The 22,093-nt window shown below is 61.3% G+C and carries 21 protein-coding genes; 12 read left to right on the top strand and 9 right to left on the bottom strand.

Annotated elements, in window-relative coordinates:
• Positions 1 to 255 precede the first annotated feature (255 nt).
• Positions 256 to 678 (top strand): DUF4124 domain-containing protein, encoded by a 423-nt coding sequence (locus HU742_RS21230; RefSeq protein WP_186645144.1) that lies wholly within the window; start codon positions 256 to 258, stop codon positions 676 to 678.
• 6 nt (positions 679 to 684) lie between these two features.
• Here the strand turns inward: HU742_RS21230 and HU742_RS21225 are convergent, their stop codons facing one another.
• From HU742_RS21225 to mrcB, 3 genes are read right to left on the bottom strand one after another with little or no spacing between them, the layout of a single operon-like run.
• Positions 685 to 1,020, bottom strand: coding sequence for a YqcC family protein (locus HU742_RS21225; RefSeq protein WP_186641511.1), 336 nt, complete (start codon positions 1,018 to 1,020; stop codon positions 685 to 687).
• Entirely contained in the window at positions 1,020 to 1,739 is a 720-nt protein-coding gene (locus tag HU742_RS21220; protein ID WP_186645146.1) for a tetratricopeptide repeat protein, read from the bottom strand. The genes HU742_RS21225 and HU742_RS21220 overlap by 1 nt, the downstream gene beginning before the upstream one ends.
• A 16-nt stretch (positions 1,740 to 1,755) precedes the next feature.
• Positions 1,756 to 4,074 (bottom strand): penicillin-binding protein 1B, encoded by a 2,319-nt coding sequence (gene mrcB / locus HU742_RS21215; protein ID WP_186641515.1) that lies wholly within the window; start codon positions 4,072 to 4,074, stop codon positions 1,756 to 1,758.
• A 129-nt stretch (positions 4,075 to 4,203) separates the two neighbouring features.
• Here mrcB and HU742_RS21210 point away from each other — a divergent pair, with 129 nt between their 5' ends.
• From HU742_RS21210 to HU742_RS21200, 3 genes are all read left to right on the top strand, one after another.
• On the top strand, positions 4,204 to 5,760 hold the full coding sequence (locus tag HU742_RS21210; RefSeq protein ID WP_186641517.1) for an AAA family ATPase: 1,557 nt from the start codon (positions 4,204 to 4,206) through the stop codon (positions 5,758 to 5,760).
• 91 nt (positions 5,761 to 5,851) lie between these two features.
• Positions 5,852 to 6,193, top strand: a complete 342-nt coding sequence (locus tag HU742_RS21205; protein WP_186613136.1) for a pentapeptide repeat-containing protein — start codon at positions 5,852 to 5,854, stop codon at positions 6,191 to 6,193.
• A 209-nt stretch (positions 6,194 to 6,402) separates the two neighbouring features.
• On the top strand, positions 6,403 to 6,675 hold the full coding sequence (locus HU742_RS21200; RefSeq protein ID WP_186641519.1) for a TfoX/Sxy family protein: 273 nt from the start codon (positions 6,403 to 6,405) through the stop codon (positions 6,673 to 6,675).
• A gap of 218 nt (positions 6,676 to 6,893) precedes the next feature.
• Here the strand turns inward: HU742_RS21200 and HU742_RS21195 are convergent, their stop codons facing one another.
• Genes HU742_RS21195 through HU742_RS21180 form a run of 4 tightly spaced genes read right to left on the bottom strand, consistent with a single transcriptional unit; the run spans position 6,894 to position 10,432 of the window.
• The gene (locus HU742_RS21195) at positions 6,894 to 7,742 is read right to left on the bottom strand and encodes a ChaN family lipoprotein (RefSeq protein ID WP_186641521.1); all 849 of its coding nucleotides are present in this window, start codon (positions 7,740 to 7,742) and stop codon (positions 6,894 to 6,896) included.
• A gap of 19 nt (positions 7,743 to 7,761) precedes the next feature.
• Positions 7,762 to 8,529 (bottom strand): heme ABC transporter ATP-binding protein, encoded by a 768-nt coding sequence (locus HU742_RS21190; protein ID WP_186641523.1) that lies wholly within the window; start codon positions 8,527 to 8,529, stop codon positions 7,762 to 7,764.
• Positions 8,529 to 9,512, bottom strand: coding sequence for a FecCD family ABC transporter permease (locus HU742_RS21185; RefSeq protein ID WP_186641562.1), 984 nt, complete (start codon positions 9,510 to 9,512; stop codon positions 8,529 to 8,531). The genes HU742_RS21190 and HU742_RS21185 overlap by 1 nt, the downstream gene beginning before the upstream one ends.
• Before the next feature lie 50 nt (positions 9,513 to 9,562).
• Positions 9,563 to 10,432, bottom strand: coding sequence for a heme/hemin ABC transporter substrate-binding protein (locus HU742_RS21180; RefSeq protein ID WP_186645148.1), 870 nt, complete (start codon positions 10,430 to 10,432; stop codon positions 9,563 to 9,565).
• Positions 10,433 to 10,608: 176 nt separating this feature from the next.
• On the opposite strand from HU742_RS21180, the gene HU742_RS21175 reads away from it, so the two are divergent.
• The gene (locus HU742_RS21175) at positions 10,609 to 10,926 is read left to right on the top strand and encodes a Rieske (2Fe-2S) protein (RefSeq protein WP_186641526.1); all 318 of its coding nucleotides are present in this window, start codon (positions 10,609 to 10,611) and stop codon (positions 10,924 to 10,926) included.
• Here the strand turns inward: HU742_RS21175 and sfsA are convergent.
• Both sfsA and HU742_RS21165 read right to left on the bottom strand, forming a co-directional pair.
• Entirely contained in the window at positions 10,882 to 11,640 is a 759-nt protein-coding gene (gene sfsA, locus HU742_RS21170) for a DNA/RNA nuclease SfsA (RefSeq protein ID WP_186641527.1), read from the bottom strand. The genes HU742_RS21175 and sfsA overlap by 45 nt on opposite strands.
• Complete coding sequence (locus tag HU742_RS21165; protein WP_186645150.1) at positions 11,640 to 12,812, bottom strand: pyridoxal phosphate-dependent aminotransferase; 1,173 nt, start codon at positions 12,810 to 12,812, stop codon at positions 11,640 to 11,642. Before HU742_RS21165 ends, sfsA begins: the two co-directional genes overlap by 1 nt.
• 337 nt (positions 12,813 to 13,149) lie before the next feature.
• Between HU742_RS21165 and dksA the strand changes: the two genes are divergently transcribed.
• The 7 genes from dksA to folK all read left to right on the top strand — a co-directional run bounded on the left by dksA (position 13,150) and on the right by folK (position 21,874).
• Positions 13,150 to 13,593: an RNA polymerase-binding protein DksA gene (gene dksA, locus HU742_RS21160; protein WP_186613120.1), complete on the top strand. Its 444-nt coding sequence runs from the start codon at positions 13,150 to 13,152 to the stop codon at positions 13,591 to 13,593.
• A gap of 149 nt (positions 13,594 to 13,742) precedes the next feature.
• Positions 13,743 to 14,627 carry a tRNA glutamyl-Q(34) synthetase GluQRS gene (gluQRS, locus tag HU742_RS21155; protein ID WP_186641564.1) on the top strand — a complete coding sequence of 295 codons (885 nt, stop codon included), beginning with the start codon at positions 13,743 to 13,745 and terminating at the stop codon, positions 14,625 to 14,627.
• A 77-nt stretch (positions 14,628 to 14,704) separates the two neighbouring features.
• Positions 14,705 to 14,881, top strand: a complete 177-nt coding sequence (locus HU742_RS21150; protein ID WP_003176118.1) for a hypothetical protein — start codon at positions 14,705 to 14,707, stop codon at positions 14,879 to 14,881.
• Complete coding sequence (locus HU742_RS21145; RefSeq protein ID WP_186641529.1) at positions 14,865 to 17,819, top strand: sensor histidine kinase; 2,955 nt, start codon at positions 14,865 to 14,867, stop codon at positions 17,817 to 17,819. The genes HU742_RS21150 and HU742_RS21145 overlap by 17 nt, the downstream gene beginning before the upstream one ends.
• Positions 17,820 to 17,841: 22 nt before the next feature.
• Positions 17,842 to 19,272, top strand: coding sequence for a sigma-54-dependent transcriptional regulator (locus HU742_RS21140; protein ID WP_186645152.1), 1,431 nt, complete (start codon positions 17,842 to 17,844; stop codon positions 19,270 to 19,272).
• Between the two features lie 715 nt (positions 19,273 to 19,987).
• Entirely contained in the window at positions 19,988 to 21,385 is a 1,398-nt protein-coding gene (locus tag HU742_RS21135; RefSeq protein WP_186641531.1) for a polynucleotide adenylyltransferase PcnB, read from the top strand.
• A 3-nt stretch (positions 21,386 to 21,388) separates the two neighbouring features.
• Positions 21,389 to 21,874: a 2-amino-4-hydroxy-6-hydroxymethyldihydropteridine diphosphokinase gene (folK, locus tag HU742_RS21130; protein ID WP_186645154.1), complete on the top strand. Its 486-nt coding sequence runs from the start codon at positions 21,389 to 21,391 to the stop codon at positions 21,872 to 21,874.
• Positions 21,875 to 22,093: the final 219 nt, after the last annotated feature.

Here is a 22,093-nt window from a genome sequence, read left to right as displayed (position 1 = left end):
GCGGGCTTTTCCCACCCAGCGCGAGGTAACGCGTTGCGGGTGTAACAGGTCGGCGCGGATGTGCGCCTCATGATCTGCCGAGTGGGTCTGCTTCTGGCAGTCCCTCTACAGCGGACTTTGGATTCTTCTGTTTCGCCCTCTGCAAGTCAAGTCGTCAATGTGCTTTATTGAAGTAAGCACATGAGAACGCAAGAAAAAACCTTTAAACGGCTACTCTGTTAGCTTCAATTGCGCAACCCAGGACAAGGAAACAGCATGCGAATGATCCTTCTGACGGCCAGCCTGCTGGTTGGCCTGAGCCCGATGAGCATGGCCGGCCAGATCTATAAATGGGTGGATGCCCAAGGCGTTACGCACTTTGGCGCCCAGCCGCCCGAAGGGGTGCAGGCCACGACGGTGGGCAAATCTTCCCCTCCGGTGCCCAAACCACCGGCGCCCGCGTCGGGCGGGGTAATTGGCGACCAGAAAGCCATCGACCAAAAGGTGAAACAGCAAGTCGAGGAACAGGAAGCCCAACTCAAGGCGTTCTGCGAACAGGCCCGGACCAACCTGGCGCAATTGCAGAACAACCCCAGGGTGCGGGAGGACGTGGAAGGCGAAATGCGCCGCCTCACGGATGAAGAGCGGCGCCAGCGCATCGATGAGACCCGTACCCAGGTCGAAGAACACTGCCAGTAAAGGCAGTCAGCTGGCGTCACTGATCAACTGGTCGAACTCTTTTAGCAGGACCTGCAACTGCCGGTCCTTGCCCTGCACATTACGAGCAGCGAAGACCATTTCGGCCATTTCCTGAATCCCTGAGGCATTCGGCAACGGAAGATCCTGCTCGAGGATGGCCTTCATCCGCGGCAAGAAGATCCATTGCAGCCATTGCTCGAAATCCAGGGTGTCGACCGCGAACGGCTCGACACTCGCCAGCGCCTCGGCCGAGGGGGAAACATCGCTCCACCAACCCTGGACACGCAGTTCACGCTCGATCAGCAGCAATTGATCGGCGATCTGGGGAAAACGCACGTCCATCAGAGTGAAACCTTGGCCTTCTGGCGAGCCAGTGCCGCGCCTGCGGAATCGCCTTGCTTCTCGCGAGCCTGGGCAATCAGCTCCCAAAGACTTGCTTGAAGTGCCGGGCGACCGCTGGAGAATGTCAGGCCGCGACGGGCCAGTTGTTCGGCTTGCGGCGCATCACCCTGGGCCATGCGCACCTGCGCCAGTCGATAAAGGACCTGAGGTTCGCGCGGCGCTACACGCTGGGCGCGCTCGAGGCTGGAAGATGCACCATTGAGGTCACCGCCGGCCTGCTGCTGTTGAGCAGTGGTCAACAGTGCCAACACCGGGCCGTCCAGTTGCTCATCGGCGGACAAGCCACCCGAACTGGCCGAAGGAATGCTGCTCGGCGTCGACGGCATGTTGTAGCTGCCCTGGTCGATCGGCGAGGTCTCGACAGGGCCGGGCGTGATGGGACCCGGCGTGATCGGCGCGCTGCTGATCGGTGCCGACGTGGTTGCGCCGCCTCCCGGCACCATGACCACAACGCCCGTGTCGCCCTGGGGAATCGCCTGGACCTGGCCTGGCATCGGACGCTTGACCGTCGTTTGACGGAAACCACCGTTGGCCGAGACGCGCTCGCTATTGGACACGGCGGTGCCGGAGTCGACAACCGGAATCGAACCGCGCTGTACGGTAGAGCAACCACTGAGCAAAGCCACGGCGGTTACCGCTGGAATCAACCACTTGTTCACTTGAAACCCTCTTTGCTTAATTCATCCAGTCCTTGACCCAATCCATCACCGATTCGGCGGGATTCTGACCGCCGCATGCTGGGCCGGGCGGCGGTTCGCTGCCGCGAATATACGGCATCTGGACGGCGCCCGGGCAATTGGCGTCGGAGCCTTGTCCGGTGCGCGAATCGACCCAGGCCTGGACGATGTTGTCCGGCTGCGGCATATCCAGCGGCAACGGATCGGCCTTGCGCATGAAACTCGTCCACACCTGCAACGCACCGGTGGCGCCGGTGAACGGCGTCTTGCCGTTATCGTCACGTCCAAGCCAGACCACCGCCAGCAAATCCTGGCTGAAACCGGCAAACCAACTGTCGCGCGAATCGTTACTGGTGCCGGTCTTGCCCGCCAGCGTCAGGGTCCGGGGAAGCACGTTGTAGACCGAGCTGCCGGTGCCTTCACGCATGACCCGCTGCATGGCGCTCTGGATCAGGTAAATGGAAGCAGGATCGAAGCGCTGCTGGACCTGGAACGGATAACGCTTGAGTGGCTCGCCGTCAGCTGTGAGCACACTGCGAATGCCGCGCATCGGGGTATTGAAGCCGCCGTTGGCCAGGGTCTGGTACATGGCCGCCACTTCGATTGGTGTAAGGCCACCGGCCCCCAACAGCATCGATGGGAACGCCGGGAATTCGCGAGTCACTCCCAAGCGCGCCAGGGTCTTGAGCACGTTTGGCACACCGACTTCCAGCCCGAGCCGAGCAGTCGACAGATTGTAGGAATGCGCCAGGCCTTGATACAGGAACACCGTCCCGTGGGGACGACGATCATAGTTTTGCGGCGTCCAGACCTGACCGTCCGCGCCCTTGATCGAAAATGACTCGTCGGACAGCCAACTGGTCAGCGTGTATTGGCTCGGTTTTTCCAGGGCGGTCAGGTAAACCGCGGGCTTGATCAACGAGCCGATCGGGCGCACGGCGTCCAATGCCCGGTTGAAGCCAGCATAATTGGCCTGTCGGCTGCCGATCATCGCCTGCACTTCACCGGTTTCCGGGTTGGTCACCACCATGGCGGCTTCAACTTCATCGGAGCCCTTGCGCCCCGCCAATCGCTTGAAGGTATCGTTGACCGAAGCCTCGGCCTTCATCTGCAGGATCGGGTCGAAACTGGTGAAGATCCGCAGGCCTTCTTCGGTCAAGTCTTCGTCACGGTAGTCTTCGCGCAGCTGACGCTTGACCAGGTCCATGAAACCGGGGAATGAGCTGTCCGCCAGGCTGCCGCGCTTGGTCACGCCCAACGGCATCTTTTTCGCCGCCTCGACCTGCTCGGCTGTTGCCACGCCTTGTTGCTGCAACAGATCCAGCACCAGGTTGCGTCGCTCGAGCGCACGTTCCGGATTGCGACGCGGGTTGTAGGAAGACGGCCCCTTGACCATGCCCACCAGCAACGCGACCTGGTGCAGCTTCAGCTCCGACAAAGGCTGGCTGAAGAAGAATTGGCTCGCCAGGCCAAAGCCATGCACCGCCCGCTGGCCGTCCTGGCCGACGAACACCTCATTGAGGTACGCCTCAAGAATCTCCGGCTTGCTGTAGTGCAGCTCCAGCAACAACGCCATCATTGCTTCGGTCAGCTTTCGGGTCAGGCTGCGCTCGTTGGTCAGGTAGAAGTTCTTGACCAGCTGTTGCGTCAGCGTACTACCGCCCTGGCGCATGTGGCCGGAGGATGTATTGACCCAGACGGCCCGGGCAATCGACTTGGGCGAGACGCCAAAGTGATGATAGAAATCCCGGTCCTCGACAGCGATCAGGGTCTCGAGCAAGAACGGCGGCACCTGGTCGATCTTGATCAGAATCCGGTCTTCGAGGTTCTTGGGGTACAAGCCGCCGATCAATAGCGGCTCAAGGCGCACCACGGACAGCTTGGCGTTGTTGGCGCCGGTCAGCGCGGCCACGTAATCGCCGGAGAAACGCACCCGCACCGGTTGCGCCTGCTCCATCCCTTCATAAAACTGGAAGCCGCGAGTATTGAGGTCGACGGTATTGCCATTGATCGAGGCCGCGCCCGGGCCATTGGCAACGCTTTCACGGCGATAACCCAAAGCATCGAGTTCGGTCAGGAAATCATCCCGGCTCAGCTTCTGTCCGACGAACAGCTCTAGCGGCCGAGCGTAGACCTTGGCCGGTATGGTCCAGCGCTTGCCGGAGAATTTCTCCTGGACCACGGCGTCGAGGTAAACGGCGAAACCGGCGAGCACGACGAGGCCCACCAGGCCGAGTTTAAGGGCCCAGCCCAGCCAAGGCCGCAAGCGGCTGGCGGGTGGTTTTTTAGGGGTGCGGGGGGATCGGGTACGAGTCATGGCGGCGGATTATACGCACTTTGCTGCGCTTCAACATGAGCCCAACCACACAGGCCATCCGGTTTGCGTTAGCGCCGCTTGCCGCCATAATGACGGCCTTGAATTTTTCCAGACTCTGAAGGATCGCCCGTGAGCCAATCACTGATCGCTGCCCTGCAAAACCCTGCCCTTTTCCCGCATCCCGTCGAAGGGTTCCAGGTCATCGAGACCCATATTTCCTGGGTGTTGCTCACGGGGCCCTACGCTTACAAATTCAAGAAGCCGGTCAACTTCGGCTTCCTTGATTTCACCAGCCTCGAGGCACGCAAGCATTTCTGTGGCGAAGAGTTGCGCCTGAACCAGCGCTTGACCCAGGATCTGTACCTGGAAGTGCTGCCTATTACCGGCAGCACCGAAGCGCCAAGCCTGGGCGGCGACGGCCCGGCCATCGAATACGCCCTGAAGATGCGTCAGTTCCCCCAGAGCCAATTGCTCAGCACGCTGCAAGCCAACGGCGAGCTCACCACTGCGCATATCGACGAAATGGCCGCGCAGATTGCCCAATTCCACCTCTCGACGCCCAAGGTGCCCGCCGATAACGCCGCAGGTACACCGGACAGCGTCATGGCGCCAGTGCGACAGAACTTCGAACAGATCCGCCCATTCCTCAGCGACAAGGCAGACCTGCTGCAACTTGAAGCCCTGCAAGCCTGGGCCCAAAGCAGCTTCGAACGCCTCGAGCCGCTGCTGGCACAGCGCAAGGCCGAAGGCTTCACCCGTGAATGCCACGGCGACATCCATCTGGGCAACGTCACCCTGATCGACGGCAACGTGGTGATTTTCGATTGCATCGAATTCAACGAGCCATTCCGCTTCACCGACGTCTACGCCGACACCGCCTTCCTGGCGATGGACCTGGAAGACCGCGGTCTCAAGTCGTTGGCGCGGCGGTTCGTCAGCCAGTACCTGGAACTGACGGGCGATTACCGGGGCCTGGAGCTGCTCAACTTCTATAAAGCCTACCGCGCACTGGTTCGCGCCAAGGTCGCGCTGTTCAGCATGCCCGCCGAAGCCGACCCGGTACAACGCGCCACCACCCTGCGCCAATACCGCAACTACGCCAACCTGGCCGAAAGCTACAGCACCATTCCGTCGCGCTTCCTTGCTATTACCCACGGCGTTTCGGCCGTCGGCAAAAGCCACGTTGCGATGCGCCTGGTCGAGGCACTGGGTGCGATTCGCCTGCGCTCGGACGTGGAGCGCAAGCGCCTGTTCGGTGAGCAGCAAGTAGCGAACGACCCACAGGCCGGCATTTATAGCAGCGATGCCAGCAGCGCGACGTACGCCCGCCTGCATGAAATCGCCGACGTGATCCTGCATGCGGGGTTCCCGGTAGTGGTCGATGCCACTTACCTCAAGCAAGGCCAACGCGACGCGGCGGCCAAGGTTGCCGAGGGCACGGGCGCGCCTTTCCTGATCCTGGACTGCGACGCACCGCAAGCAGTGATCGAAAGCAGGCTCGCCCAGCGCCAAGCGGACCAGAAAGATCCCTCCGACGCAAACCTGGCCGTCATTGCCGCCCAACAGGCCAGCCGCGAAGCGTTGACCCCGGCTGAAATTCTCTGCAGCAAGCGGGTTCAGACCAACGAAAGCGGCACGCTGGATGTCGTGGTCGCACAAATCCGCCAACGCTTGCCGGGCTTGTAAGCAACTATTTCGATCGTGAAGCGACACCCGGCTTCACGGTCGCCAAATAGTGGCAGTATACTGGCGTCATAAAACCAACCGGTGATATGAAATGAGCCATCCCAAGCTTCTCGACACGCCGCTATATGCCTTGTTGCGCAAAGACGACATTACAGGCTTCAACACCGAACGCCCAAAGGGTCCGATCGACATGCGCGGCGGCGACTTCCGTGGCCTTGACCTTCGCGAACTGAACGCCGAAGACGTGGACTTCACTGACGCCTACTTCCGTTCCGCCGATCTGCGTGGCGTCGATTTTCGCAAGTCGTCGTTGGAAGGCGCGAGCCTCGCCCACGCCCAGATTTCCGGTGCCTACTTTCCGCCCGAGCTGTCTGCCGACGAGATCCTGATGTCGATGAATTTTGGTACTCGGCTGCGCTATCGCACTCGCTGAACCTCGTAATCGCGGCTGCGGCTTCCCACGATCTCCAGCGCCCCCGCCCGCGCTGGGCGACACGCCTTGCTTACCTTCCGCCCTTATCGTGCGTAATGCATTAGAAGCTTTGCGCCGCATCCCACCAAAGAATCACGCTTTTCCTACTGAGCGCTACACTCCTGTGAAGCTTGCCCACTGCACCAGTCGGCCGTTCGCAAGGAGGCTCGATGAATGATGAACTGCAACACCTGAAGAACCTGGGCAAGACATCAGCCCAATGGCTGCACGCCGCCGGCATTCACAGCGCCTCGGACCTTCGTCGGCTCGGTGCGGTGGACGCCTACCGCGCCGTTCGCACTCGCGGCTTTCGCGCATCCAAGGTATTGCTGTACGCCATCGAGGGCGCGCTGATGGACATGCATTGGAATGATATTCCCCCTGAGCGCAAGGAAGCCCTTAATAAACAGCTGGACGCCCTGGCGGCGCGCCACAAAGCCTGACCATTTCGTACGCATGCGCATTGTTGCAGCCCAAGAATTCGGGAAATCGAAAAACAGTGTTTGACTTGGTAATGAGAATCGCTATGATTACCACATCCAGTCGCGAGACTGGTCGATATTTGAACAGCCCTTGGTTCGGACTCTCAGATATCTCCTCATCAGGCTAATCACGGTTATTTGACCCGGCTTTTGCCGGGTCTTTTTTTTGCCCGCGAGAATCACTTTTGCTGCTGTTCGCGCATCTGTGCGCAGTAATCCTGAGGGGGCGTAGCCGGGGTGTACCATACATAATCCGCCATGGCCGCCGTGACCTCACTGCCCTCTTCGGCCAGCATCAGGACAACTGGCGCGTCGCTGCTTCCCAGATCAAGTACATGCAACGGCACGCCGACATCCCTTCTGGCGTGCCAGGCGCCGGCGAGCAACAACGCAGGTGTCGGCGCCTCAAGCAATCGCTCGGCCATGCGCCGGTCACGCTGCTGCTGGACAGCCAACATCGCCGGCATTTGCGATTCCGGCAGCAGATCGCAGTGGGATTCGCGGATTTGCTCCAGCAGCACGGTTTTCACAGCGGCCGTATTGGCATGGACACCGTTCAAGGCGGGAGCCCGGCGATAGACCTGCCGGATTTCGTCGTTATCAAGATTGGCCGCCAATACCGGATAAGGCTGCGCCAGGACGAACTCGACGACTGGCCCATACAGGCTCCAATCCCAACCCGGCGACCAATCCAGTGCATCGGGCAGATCCCCGGGCAAGGCAGGTAACCGGCGAACCGCGTCGACCCGCGGCTGCTGGCGCGGCGTCAGCATTTCCAAGAGCACGCTGCCTTGGGCACGCTGGGTGGCCAAGGCCTGGAGCAACCAGCCTTGCAGCGCATGGTGGTCACGATTGTCGTGCTGCTCCCCCAGCACCACCCGAGGAGCCGTTGCCAGCCGCTCAACCAGCATTTGTGGTGTGACGGATTGGCCGTTGTGCAGATCGCGGATCCGCCCGTCAACCGGTAGCGGTGCAACCGTTTGACACGCCGACAACAGACTCAAAGCCAGCACAAGCAACAGGCGCATCGACGTTCTCCAAGTAACCTCAGCGGGCAATGATCAATGGATGCCCGCGCTCAGGATGAGTTTGCACCAGCACCTCCAGGCCAAACACCGCCTTGAGCGGCTCCGGGCGCAGCACTTGCCGGGGCGTGTCCAGGGCCACCGGACGGCCCGAGGCGAGCAGCAACAGGCGATCACAGTAGCGCGCCGCCAGGTTCAGGTCATGCAGGATGACCAACACCGCAGCGCCGCGACCGGCAAACTCACGCACCGCTTGCAATATGGTGTGCTGATGCAGCGGATCGAGCATCGAGGTCGGCTCGTCCAGCAACAAGGTTTGCCCCGCTTCTCCCGGCCATAACTGCGCCAGCACGCGCGCCAAGTGCACCCGCTGGCGCTCGCCGCCAGACAGGGTCAGGTAGTTGCGGCCTTGCAGATGCGCGGCGTCGGCGGCCTGCAATGCCGACTCGATGATCTGCGCATCACGCACCAGGCCGCTCTGATGAGGCAGGCGTCCCATGCCGACCACTTCTTCTACACGGAACGCGAAATCCAGCGTCGAGGATTGTGGCAACACTGCCAGGCGCCGGGCACGCTCGGTACCGTCCCATTGGGCCAAGGGCCGGTCATCCAGCCAAACCTGTCCCTGGTCCGGGCGCAACTCGCCGCACAACCCGGCGAGCAAAGTGCTTTTACCCGCGCCATTGGGGCCGAGCACACCCAGCACTTCGCCAGGAATGAGTTCCAGGTCGACCTGCGCCAATACGGTTTGCCGGCCGCGATGGATGTGCAAGTCCTGCGCTCGCAACATCAGGCGCGCCCTCTTAGCAATAGATAAAGAAAGAACGGCGCCCCTATGAAAGCCGTGACAATGCCAATTGGCAATTCAGCGGGAGCCAACGCCAGGCGCGCCACCAGGTCGGCAAACAACAGCAGGCTCGCGCCGGCCAGCACGGAGGCGGGCAACAGGATGCGATGGTCGGGGCCGGCCATCAGCCGCACCAGATGCGGCACCACCAACCCGACAAAGCCGATCATTCCAGCCGCCGCGACCGCTGCCCCAACGCCCAATGCCGTGCAGAACACCAACTCCCGCTTGAGCCGTTCGACATCAATGCCCAGGTGCGCGGCTTCAGACTCGCCGAGCAGCAATGCATTGAGTGCCCGCGCTCGACGTGGCAACCAGATCGCCACGCCTGCGCTGACCAGCAGCAAAGGCCATAACCGCGCATAGCTGGCCCCGTTCAAGCTGCCCAGGTTCCAGAACGTCAGGGTCCGCAACGTCGCATCGTCCGCCAGGTAAGTGAACAAGCCGACCGCCGAGCCGGACAGCGCGGTCAGGGCAATACCCGCCAGGAGCATGGTGGCGACATGCGTCTGGCCGTTGCGCCGGCCAAGGCGATAGACCAGCGCCGTCACCCCGAGCCCGCCGATAAACGCACACAACGACAACACGTAGGGCCCCAACGCTTCGGGCAACCCGCCCAGCGCCGAGCCACCGACAATCGCAAAAGCGGCACCCAGCGCCGCACCGCTGGATACGCCTACCAGCCCCGGATCGGCCAGGGGGTTGCGAAACAGCCCCTGCATCGCCACACCGGAAAGCGCCAATACGCCGCCCACCGCCAGCCCGAGCAAGGTGCGCGGCAGGCGAATCTGGCCAAGGATCAGCTCGGCCTGCTCCAGCCCATCGGCGGCAACCGGCAGTCCCAACAGGCGCAAGGCGGCACGCGCGGTATCGAACAGGGGCAAGCTTACCGGCCCCAAGGCCAGGGACAGCCAGATCGCCAACAGACACAGCAGTCCCAGGCCGATGAACAACGCCCGCGGCTTGACCAATGTCGTCATGGCTTCTTGGCCGGGTAGAACCCGTTCGTCAACGCCTCCAGGCTTTGCGGCAATCTGGGGCCTAATCCGCCGACCAGTAACGTCGGATCCAGCTCCATGACGCGCCCGTCCTTGGCGGCTGGGGTCGAAGACAGGATTGGGTTTTCCTTGAACATCGCCCCGCGGGCTTCTTTTCCGCTCAAGGCACGATCAGCGAAGACCAGCACCTCAGGATTCAGACTGGCCAAGGTTTCCACGGAAAAAGGTTTGTAACCGCTGTGAGTCGCCAAATTTTCGCCACCGGCCTGTTGCAGCAGCCAATCGGCGGCGGTGTCCTTGCCAGCGATCAGCGTCTTGCCGCCAGCATTGCCCACCAGCAGCAATACGCCCGGCGGCTTTTGCTTGAGCCGGACTTCATTTAACCGGGCGCCGTGCTCGGCGAGTTGCTGTTGATAACCATCGAACAAGGCCGCGGCCCTGGTCTCGGCGCCCAGCAATTGTCCCAAGTGCCGCAAGTTGGCTTGCAGCGCCGCCAGGCTCGGCGCCGCCGAGAACAGTTCGACTTGCACCCCGGCGCTGCGGATTTGCGCCAGCACCGGAGGCGGCCCCATTTCCTCAGTGCCCACCAGGATCTGCGGACGCAAGCTCAACAAGCCCTCCGCCGAGAGCTGTCGCTGATAGCCAATACTGGGAAGCGCCCGCAACGATTCGGGATGCTGGCTGGTGGTGTCCACCCCCACCAGTTTCGATTCCCCGCCCAGCGCACTGACCCACTCCGACAAGGCACCGCCAGCGCTTACCCAGCGTTGCGGCAGATCGGCCGCCAGCGCTTGCTGGCTGGCGAGCAGGATGAGACAGAGCGCAGCAAGGCGAACATTCAGGCGCATCAGGCAGCTTCCTCAAGGATGTTTTTTGCAGGGCTGAACATGGAACCCTTCGGACCCAGTATCCTTGTCACCTGCAAAGGAGGCGCCATTTGATAATTGTTTTCATTTGACCGTCAAGCGCAGACACTTCCCGACACATCCAAATCGAGCGAGCCCGCTCACCGTTCGAGAACGACATGAAATTTCTGTGTGCCGCCGCCGAACTGCTCGACAACGGCAGTCGCGGCTTCGACATCGAGGGGCGCAAGTTGCTGGCCGTGCGCCGTGCAGGCCAGGCGTACGTCTATGTGAATCGATGCCCGCATCGCGGCGTGCCATTGGAATGGCAACCTGACCAGTTCCTCGACGCCAGCGCCAGCCTGATCCAGTGCGCCACCCATGGCGCGCTGTTTCTGATTGAAAGCGGCGAATGCGTCGCGGGGCCTTGTGCAGGCCAATCCCTCGCGGCGCTAGAAAGTCGGGAGGACGAGCAAGGCCTCTGGGTCGACCTGTAGCGGTTCCAACAGCACCGGCAGCGGGCGATCCACCCACATCTGCTGCGGCGTCAAGGTCACGCCATAAGCCAGTACTTCCACCCCTGCTGCCACCGCCTCGCGCAACGCGGCGGCATAGACAGGATCGATTTCCTGCGCCGGGCGCACCGCGTCGATGCCGCTCAGGTTCACGCAATACAACTGCACCGCCCGCACGCCTTGCCGGGCCAGACAGGCAAGCTCCCTCAGGTGCTTGGCACCGCGCAGTGTCACCGCATCGGGAAACGCCGCCACGTTCGTCCCGGCGAAACCCAGGGTGACGCTCTTGACCTCGACCCAGGCCGAACTGTGATCAGCGTAGTCCAATCGAAAGTCGATACGACTGTTTTCCACGCCATAGGCGACTTCCCGCTTCAACCCGGTAAAACCGTTCAGTTCGCGGATGACACCGGCGCGCAGCGCTTCCTCGACCAGGGCGTTGGCTCGCGCCGTATTAATGCAGGCCAACCGTCCCTGTGGGGTTTCGCCGATCTCCCAGGTGCCGGGCAACTTGCGCTTGGGGTCGCTGGAGCGGCTGAACCAGACGCGCGCGCCCTCGGCCATGCAATTGAGCATCGAACCGGTGTTAGGGCAGTGAATCGTCAACAGTTCGCCGTGAACGGTCTCGATATCGGCCAAGAAACGCTTGTAACGTCGAATCAGCCGTCCTTCTTCCAAATCAGGGGAAAAACGCATCAGCCTTGCCAGCTCCTTAATCCACGTCCAATTCGCTCCACCGCTTCCTGAAGCCGCGGCAGGCTTTGGGTATAGGCGAAACGCACATGGTGGCCGGCCTGATGGCGACCGAAATCCAGTCCCGGCGTGAACGCCACGTGTTCGGTTTCAAGAAAATGCTGGCAGAACGCAAAGGCATCGCCGCCGAATGCGCTGATGTCGGCATACAGGTAAAACGCGCCTTGAGGCTCGACCGCAATGCCGAACCCCAACCCACGCAAGGCGGGCAGCAGGAAGTCGCGGCGCCGCGCGAACTCGGCCCGACGCTGCTCGAAAATCTCGATGGTTGCCGGTTCGAAACAGGCCAAGGCCGCGTACTGGGCCATGCTCGGCGCACTGATGTAGAGGTTCTGCGCGAGCTTCTCCAACTCACCGATGGCCGCCGAAGGAGCCACCAGCCAACCGAGCCGCCAACCGGTCATGCCGAAATACTTGGAAAAACTATTAAGGACAAAGGCATCGTCATCGACTTCCAGCACGCTGGCGGCATCGGTGCCATAGGTCAGGCCGTGATAGATCTCATCCACCACCAGATGGCCGTTGTGCGCCTTGATGGCCTTCGACAGACCGGCCAGTTCATCGCGGTTGAGGATCGTCCCGGTCGGATTGGCCGGCGATGCCACCAACGCGCCAACACTGTCCTGGTCCCATTGGCGATCCACCAGCTCTGGAGTCAACTGATAGCGTACGTCCGGCCCCACCGGCACCAGTTGCGCCGCGCCTTCGATCAAGCGCAGGAAGTGGCGGTTGCACGGATAGCCGGGGTCGGCCAGCAGCCAATGCTTGCCTGGATCCACCAGCAAGGCGCTGGTCAGCAGCAACGCGCCAGAGCCACCCGGAGTGACCAGGACGCGCCGGGGATCGATGTCCACGCCGTAGCGCTGAGCATAAAAACCGGCGATCGCCTCGCGCAGTTCGGGAATGCCCCGCGCAGCGGTGTAGCGGGTCTTGCCCGCTGCCAGGGCGGCCTGGCCGGCACGGATGATTGGCTCGGCGGTGGTGAAGTCCGGCTCGCCGATCTCCAAGTGAATGACATCGTGCCCGACGGCCTGCAATTCGTTGGCGCGCGCCAGCAGCGCCATGACATGGAAAGGTTCGATGGCACGGCTGCGTGCACTGTAGGGCTGGGCCATTAGCCTTCCTTCGCCTGAAAAGAACCGATTCTACCCAACTCCGGAACCGGTGCGGGAACGAGCGCCAATCGAAAACGGTCCTAGCCCGTAGATCGCTGGAAATGGTTCCGGCGATTGGTCCAGGCTTGACTAGAATCAAGCATTAAGCAGGATTACGTCCCCACCGAAGCGAACCTGGCCACCTTTTGCAGGCCCCGAGCGTCCCAGGCTCGACAACCGGGAGTAGCGCGGCCCGATTTGATCTGGTAAGTTCGCCCGCTTGCAGCCGCAGGGCCGGCAGGTGTCGGTGATGGAGCAATCCTGCGTAGTGGATTACAAGAGTAGAGGCGGTCCATTCATGCCCACCCAAGCAAAGCAGAATCAAAATCAGTCGCTCAGCGGGTTTGAGCCATACGTGCCGCAACCGGGCGAAGAGTACATGGGCGCCCCGATGCGCGCGCACTTCACCAAGATCCTGAACAAGTGGAAACAGGACTTGATGCAGGAAGTCGACCGCACCGTTGACCACATGAAAGACGACGCTGCCAACTTCCCTGACCCGGCCGATCGTGCCAGCCAGGAAGAGGAATTCAGCCTTGAATTGCGCGCCCGCGATCGCGAGCGCAAGCTGATCAAGAAAATCGACAAGACTCTGCAACTGATCGAAGACGAAGAGTACGGCTGGTGCGAGTCGTGCGGTGTAGAGATCGGCGTCAAGCGACTGGAAGCACGCCCGACCGCTGACATGTGCGTCGACTGCAAGACCCTTGCGGAAATCAAGGAAAAACAGGTCGGCAAATAATCGCCGGGGCTGTCATTGAAACGGAGCGTTCATACGCTCCGTTTTTTGTTTCCGACGTTTCGCCAGCTGGCAAAACCCAGTCGGGGACAATCGGACCGCAAAATTTTTATTTCTGCCTGATTGAACTCAGTAACCTGCGCCCTATGACCATCACCGCCTCCTATATCGGTCGCTTCGCCCCTACACCAAGCGGCCACCTGCATTTCGGCTCGCTGGTCGCTGCACTGGCCTCGTACCTGGACGCCCGGAAGGCGGGCGGGCGCTGGTTGTTGCGCATGGAGGACCTCGATCCGCCACGGGAAGAACCCGGCGCGCAAATGGCAATCCTCAAGGCGCTGGAAAGCTACGGCTTTGAATGGGACGGCGAAATGGTGCGCCAGAGCGACCGCCATGAAGCCTACCAGCAGGTTATCGATCGTTTGTTCAGCCAAGGCCTGGCCTACGCCTGTATCTGTTCGCGCAAGCAACTGGAACCGTATCAAGGCATTTACCCGGGACTCTGCCGTAACGCCGGCCACGACACCGAGGACGCCGCCATCCGCCTGCGCGTCCCCGAGCTCGAATATCATTTCATCGATCGGGTCCAGGGCGAGTTCCGCCAGCACTTGGGTCGCGAAGCCGGTGACTTCGTGATCCGCCGTCGCGACGGACTCTACGCCTACCAGTTGGCCGTGGTGCTGGACGATGCCTGGCAGGGGGTCACCGATATCGTGCGGGGCGCCGACCTGCTGGATTCCACGCCGCGCCAGCTCTACCTGCAAGAGCTGCTCGGATTGCCGCAACCGCGTTACCTGCACGTGCCGTTGATTACTCAGCCGGACGGGCACAAGCTCGGCAAAAGCTACCGCTCGCCACCGCTGGCCGCCGATCAGGCCGCGCCGCTGCTGTTGCGAGCATTAAGGGCACTGGGCCAACAACCGCCTTGCGAACTGGACGACGCCAACCCTCGGGAGCTGCTGGATTGGGGCTCGCGTCACTGGGATGCGACGTTGATCCCGCGCACGCTGACCTTGCCCGAAGCGCAAATACGTTGACGGCCCTTGCAGCTTGGCGCCCATCCGTTACCATCGCCGCACGTTTTCGGGCACGCGCATAAACAAGAGAGGCCGGGATGTACATCTATCGCTTGGTCCTGCTCCTGGTAGTGGGGATTTACCTGTTCTCCCCGGCCATCATGGATTGGTGGATCGACGCCACGGGTGCCTGGTATCGGCCGTATCTGCTCTGGCTGATCCTGATCGTCGTGACCTTCATCCTGCAGAGCCAAAAAGATGCCGATGAGCTTTAGCCTGACCCAGATGATCCTGATCAGCGCCGCCTACCTGGCGGTGCTGTTCGGCGTGGCCTGGATCAGCGAACGAGGCATGATCCCACGGGCGATCATCCGCCATCCGCTGACCTACACCCTGTCGCTGGGCGTATATGCCAGCGCTTGGGCGTTCTATGGCACGGTTGGCCTGGCCTATCAGTACGGCTACGGTTTTCTGTCCAGCTACCTCGGGGTCTCCGGTGCGTTCCTGCTGGCGCCGGTGCTGCTTTATCCGATCCTGAAAATCACCCGCACCTACCAGCTCTCATCGCTGGCCGACCTGTTCGCCTTTCGTTTCCGCAGCACCTGGGCCGGCGCGCTGACCACCATCTTCATGCTGGTCGGCGTCTTGCCGCTGTTGGCCCTGCAAATGCAGGCCGTGGCTGACTCAATCAGTATCCTGACCCGCGAACCGGTGCAGCATCGCGTGGCGTTGAGCTTCTGCGTCCTGATCATCCTGTTCACGATTTTCTTCGGCTCCCGGCACATCGCCACCCGGGAAAAGCACGAAGGCCTGGTGTTCGCGATCGCCTTTGAGTCGGTGATCAAGCTGATCGCCATCGGCGGTGTCGGCCTCTATGCCTTGTACGGAGTATTCGACGGTCCGCAGCAGCTTGAGCTCTGGCTGCTGCAGAACCAGACCGCCCTCGCCGCCTTGCACACGCCCTTGCAAGAAGGCCCATGGCGCACACTGCTGTTGGTGTTCTTCGCTTCGGCGATCGTGATGCCGCACATGTACCACATGACGTTTACCGAAAATCTCAATCCCCGCTCGCTGGTCAGTGCAAGCTGGGGCCTGCCGCTGTTCCTGCTGTTGATGAGCCTGGCCGTGCCGCTGATCCTCTGGGCCGGGCTGAAACTGGGCGCCAGTACCAACCCGGAATACTTCACCCTGGGCATCGGCATCGCCGCGAACAACAAAGCCTTGGCCTTGCTGGCTTATATCGGCGGCCTGTCGGCGGCCAGCGGATTGATCATCGTGACCACGCTGGCGCTGTCAGGCATGGCCCTCAATCATCTGGTGCTGCCGCTGTACCAGCCGCCAGCGGAGGGAAATATCTACCGCTGGCTGAAATGGACTCGTCGGGCGCTGATCGTGGCGATCATCATGGCTGGCTACGGCTTCTACCTGATGCTGGGCGATGGGCAGGACCTGGCTAACCTGGGCATCGTCGCGTTCGTCGCAACCTTGCAGTTCCTGCCCGGCGTGCTGTCGGTGCTGTATTGGCCAACCGCCAACCGTCGAGGCTTTATCGCCGGGCTGTTGGCGGGGATCCTGGTTTGGCTGGTCGCCATGCTCTTGCCGCTGCTCGGCAACCTGCAAGGTTTCTATATTCCGCTGCTGAACATGATCTACGTGCTGGACGACACCAGTTGGCACATGGCAGCCATCGCCTCGCTGGCGGCGAACGTGCTGATGTTTACCCTGATTTCACTGTTCACCAACGCCAGCAGTGAAGAAGCCAGCGCCGCCGAAGCCTGCGCGGTGGATAACGTTCGTCGTCCGCAACGCCGCGAATTGCATGCCGCCTCACCCCAAGAGTTCGCTACGCAACTGGCCAAGCCCCTCGGTGCCAAGGCCGCGCAAAAGGAAGTCGAACAGGCCCTGCGCGACCTTTACCTGCCATTCGATGAACGCCGCCCCTACGCCTTGCGCCGCTTGCGGGATCGGATCGAAGCCAACCTGTCCGGCCTGATGGGCCCCAGCGTGGCCCAGGACATGGTCGAAACCTTCCTGCCTTATAAGGCGGGCGGCGAAAACTACGTGACCGAAGACATCCACTTCATCGAAAGCCGCCTCGAGGACTACCATTCGCGCCTCACCGGCCTGGCCGCCGAGCTGGATGCCCTGCGCCGCTATCACCGTCAGACCCTGCAGGAACTGCCGATGGGCGTCTGCTCCTTGGCCAAGGATCAGGAGATCCTCATGTGGAACAAGGCCATGGAAGAGCTGACCGGCATCGCCGCCCAGCGCGTGGTCGGCTCGCGCCTGAGCACCTTGGGCGAGCCGTGGAAAGGTCTGCTGCAAGGCTTCATCGATCTGCCCGACGAACACCTGCATAAACAACACCTGGCGCTCGACGGCCAGACCCGTTGGCTGAACTTGCACAAAGCGGCCATCGACGAGCCGCTGGCGCCCGGTAACAGCGGTTTGGTGCTGCTGGTTGAAGACCTGACCGACACCCAGATGCTCGAAGACAAGCTGGTCCACTCCGAACGGCTGGCCAGCATCGGTCGACTGGCCGCCGGCGTCGCCCACGAAATTGGCAACCCCATCACTGGCATCGCCTGCCTGGCCCAGAATCTGCGCGAAGAGCGCGAGGACGACGGCGAGCTGACGGAAATCAGCGGCCAGATCCTCGAACAGACCAAGCGCGTGTCACGCATCGTCCAGTCCTTGATGAGTTTCGCCCATGCCGGCGGCCACCAGCACAACGACGAACCGGTCTGCCTGGCCGAAGTGGCCCAGGACGCCATAGGCCTGCTGGCGCTCAACCGACGCAATTTCGAAGTCCAGTTTTTCAACCTGTGCGATCCGGATCATTGGGTCGATGGCGACCCCCAGCGACTCGCCCAAGTGCTGATCAACCTGTTGTCCAACGCCCGCGACGCTTCACCGGCCGGCAGTGCGGTGCGCGTCAAGAGCGAAGCTTTCGAACATACTGTCGACCTGATCGTCGAAGACGAAGGCAGCGGTATCCCACAGAACATCATGGACCGATTGTTCGAACCTTTCTTCACCACCAAGGATCCTGGCGAGGGCACCGGTCTGGGCCTCGCACTGGTCTATTCCATCGTTGAAGAGCATTATGGACAAATCACCATCGACAGCCCGGCCGATGTTCAGAGCCAACGCGGCACCCGTATCCGGGTAACCTTGCCACGTCATGTCGAAGCGACGTCCGCTGTGAACTGAGACCGTCGAGAGAATCGAATCAATGCCGCACATTTTGATCGTCGAAGACGAAACAATTATCCGCTCCGCCTTGCGCCGCCTGCTGGAACGCAACCAGTACCAGGTCAGCGAAGCCGGTTCTGTGCAGGAAGCACAAGAGCGCTTCAGCATTCCAACGTTTGACCTGATCGTCAGCGACCTGCGCCTGCCCGGCGCCCCCGGCACCGAACTGATCAAGCTCGGCCAGGGCACGCCCGTGCTGATCATGACCAGTTACGCCAGCCTGCGTTCGGCGGTCGACTCGATGAAAATGGGTGCCGTGGACTACATCGCCAAGCCCTTCGACCACGACGAAATGCTCCAGGCCGTGGCCCGGATCCTGCGCGATCGACAAACGGCGACCAGCCAGCCTTCGGAACCGACGAACGGCAAGGCGGCATCAGGCAAGGCAGGCGCCAGCAACAGTAACGGCGAAATCGGCATCATCGGTTCTTGCCCGCCCATGCAGGACCTTTACAGCAAGATTCGCAAAGTGGCACCGACCGACTCCAATGTCCTGATCCAGGGCGAGTCCGGTACTGGCAAGGAGCTGGTGGCCAGGGCGCTGCATAATCTTTCCCGTCGGGCCAAGGCACCGATGATTTCAGTGAACTGCGCAGCCATTCCGGAAAGCCTGATCGAGTCCGAGCTGTTCGGTCATGAAAAAGGCGCGTTCACTGGTGCCAGCGCCGGACGCGCCGGCCTGGTGGAAGCGGCGGATGGCGGCACGCTGTTCCTCGATGAAATTGGTGAACTGCCATTGGAAGCCCAGGCGCGATTGCTGCGGGTGCTCCAGGAAGGCGAAATTCGTCGAGTCGGTTCGGTCCAGTCGCAAAAGGTCGATGTACGCCTGATCGCGGCGACCCACCGAGACCTCAAGAGCCTGGCTAAAATCGGCCAGTTCCGGGAAGACTTGTATTACCGGCTGCACGTGATCGCCCTGAAGCTGCCGCCCCTGCGCGAACGCGGCGCGGACGTCAACGAGATCGCCAGCGCCTTTCTTGCCCGTCAGAGCGCGCGCGTCAACCGCACCGACCTGAAATTCGCCCCGGATGCCGAGCAGGCCATTCGTCACTACGCCTGGCCTGGTAACGTCCGTGAACTGGAAAACGCTGTGGAGCGAGCGGTAATCCTGTGCGAAAGCCCGGAAATTTCCGCTGACCTGCTGGGTATCGACATTGAATTGAGCGACCTGGACGATGACGAATTCATCGGTCTCGCACCTCAGCAAGGCGGTGCGAACAACAACAGCCACGAGCCTACCGAAGATCTGTCACTGGAAGACTACTTCCAGCATTTCGTCCTGGAACACCAGGATCACATGACCGAGACCGAACTGGCTCGCAAGCTGGGCGTGAGTCGCAAATGCCTGTGGGAACGCCGCCAACGCCTGGGTATCCCACGGCGCAAGACCGGGGTTGCCAGCGAGAGCTGACCCGTGCGGGTAACACAGTCGAATGTGAAAAAACTGTTACCCCAGCCTTTTCACGTAACAGAAGCCGGGGTTTACGGTAACGAAACCCCGGCTTTTTTTTGCCCTGAAAAAACCGCTATAACCATAGAACCCCCGGTTTCCCTGGGCCTGACAAAAGTTGGCACGCACCCTGCTATAGCTTTGGTACAAGAACAATAACAAGCAATGCACAAGACAATAAAAATAAGACGAATCGACTCACGCACAATAAAAACAAGACGGCGAGAGGCGCAGCTAACTGATTCTTTTGGAGAGGCGTTGTATTTGGGGCTTGCCCCGCAACCAGGCTGAGAACAATAAAACTGTCTCAAGACAGGTGCCTGAACTGGTTGGATCGATTGATCACTGCAACACAGCGACCAAAGCAATCCGTTTGCTCTTGGCTCCCGATTGGGAGGGTCACGAAGGGAAAACCTCGTGGCGCGGGCACTCAACAAAAACAAGAAGCCCGAAACCAATAATAAAAACGAGCACGCAACTAATTCTGGGGGAGCTTCGGCTCCCCTTGTGGTTTCTGGCATCCGGCCCTTCGAAGCAGCCTACAAGCCTTGGCGCCTATGGCCCGCACTCAAATCCGCTCCGTCCTACACCATCCCTCGACTAAATGCTAGAATCCCCGCCCATCATGCGGTCATTCTTTGTTTTTGGCCGAATATTCCTTCAAACAGTGCCTCCCATGCTGAAGAAGCTGTTCCAGTCATTCCGTTCTCCCTTGCGTCGTACGCAACACATTCGCAGCACGCCTGAAGTGCTCAACAGCGGCCAGCATTCATTGCAAAAGGCCCAATTCAGCCGTTATGCGGTGAACATCGTCGAACGCCTGCAGAACGCCGGCTACCAGGCTTATCTGGTCGGCGGGTGCGTGCGCGACATGCTGTTGAACATCACCCCCAAGGATTTCGACGTCGCCACCAGCGCCACGCCTGAGCAGATACGGGCCGAGTTTCGCAATGCACGAATCATCGGGCGCCGTTTCAAGCTGGTGCACATCCACTTCGGCCGCGAAATCATCGAGGTGGCGACGTTCCGCGCCAACCATCCGCAAAGTGATGAGGAAGAAGATAGCAACCAGTCTTCTCGCAACGAGAGCGGACGCATCCTGCGCGATAACGTCTACGGCACGCTGGAAGAAGACGCGCAACGCCGCGACTTCACCATCAATGCCCTCTATTACGACCCGGTCAGCGAGCGCATTCTCGATTACGCCAATGGCGTACATGACATCCGCAACCGTCTCATCCGGCTGATCGGCGATCCCAAGCAGCGCTACCAGGAAGACCCCGTGCGGATGCTGCGGGCCGTGCGTTTTGCCGCCAAGCTGGATTTCGGCATCGAGAAGCACAGCGCCACGCCGATTCGCGAACTGGCCCCGATGCTGAGGGAGATTCCTTCGGCGCGCCTGTTCGAGGAAGTCCTCAAGCTGTTCCTGTCGGGCCACGCCGCAGATACTTTTGAAATGCTCGTGGACCTGCAGTTGTTCGACCCCCTGTTCCCGGCCAGTGCCGAGGCGCTGGAATACAACCCTACCTACACCCACACCTTGATCAGCGAAGCGCTGATCAACACCGACCTGCGCATCAAGCAGAACAAACCGGTGACCCCAGCGTTCCTGTTCGCCGCCTTGCTCTGGCCTGCCCTGCCCGCCCGGGTATTGCGCTTGCAGGAGCGCGGCATGCCGCCGATCCCGGCAATGCAGGAAGCCGCCCATGAGCTGATTGCCGAACAGTGCCAGCGCATCGCGATCCCCAAACGTTTCACGATGCCGATCCGCGAGATCTGGGACATGCAGGAGCGCCTGCCACGGCGCAGCGGCAAACGTGCCGATCTGTTGCTGGACAACCCGCGTTTCCGCGCCGGCTATGACTTCCTGCTGCTGCGCGAAAGCGCTGGCGAACAGACCGATGGCCTGGGCGAATGGTGGACTGATTACCAAGATGCCAACGACAGCGAACGCCGCGACATGATCCGCGAGCTCAGCGGCAAGGACGACGGCGCCAGCGGCCCGCGCAAGCGTCGGCGCAGCAGTGGCGCCAAGCGTAAACGTGCCGGTGTGCCAAGCGCCTCGGACGAGTAATCGATGGAACGCGTCTACGTCGGCATGGGCAGCAACCTGGCCGAACCCGCCGAACAGTTGCGCAGCGCCATCGAAGCGCTGGCGCGACTGTCCGAGACTCGGCTGGTGGGGGTTTCAGCGTTTTATCAAAGCGACTCCCTGCTCCCCGGCCAGCCGCGCTACACCAATGCCGTGGCGGCGCTGGACAGCAGCCTTGCGCCACTGGACTTGCTCGATGCGCTGCAAGCCATCGAAACCGGCCAGGGCCGCGAGCGCCTGGAGCGCTGGGGTCCGCGCACCCTCGACCTGGATATCCTCCTGTTCGGTGATCGGCTGATCGACGAGCCCCGCCTCAAGGTCCCTCATTACCACATGCAAGCCCGGGCCTTCGTGCTCTATCCGCTGGCAGAGTTGGCGCCCGCCGACCTGCGCCTGGCCGACGGCCGCCTGCTCAAGGATCTGCTCGCCGAGTGCCCGTTTCTCGGCCTCGAGCGCCTGGCCCATCCTTAGGTTGCGGTACCAGACAGTCACAATTTGGGCGCGCCTCCCAGCTGAAACGCATCAGTAACCTAGGTAACACCCGGCGGTAACACATCCAATTGACTTCCCCGGTACTCCTCACGACTATAGGCATCCCGTTGCCGCCAACGCGGCGCTAAAGGGCGCAATCCGGGCCTTACAAGCACCACGCATAGAGGGTGCGCCTGTATTCGAGCGCCTAATGAGGAC

This window comes from Pseudomonas marvdashtae, assembly GCF_014268655.2.
GTDB lineage: Bacteria > Pseudomonadota > Gammaproteobacteria > Pseudomonadales > Pseudomonadaceae > Aquipseudomonas > Aquipseudomonas marvdashtae.
The sequence above is the reverse complement of the archived record's forward strand: the minus strand, read 5'-3'. Positions and strand labels throughout refer to the sequence as shown.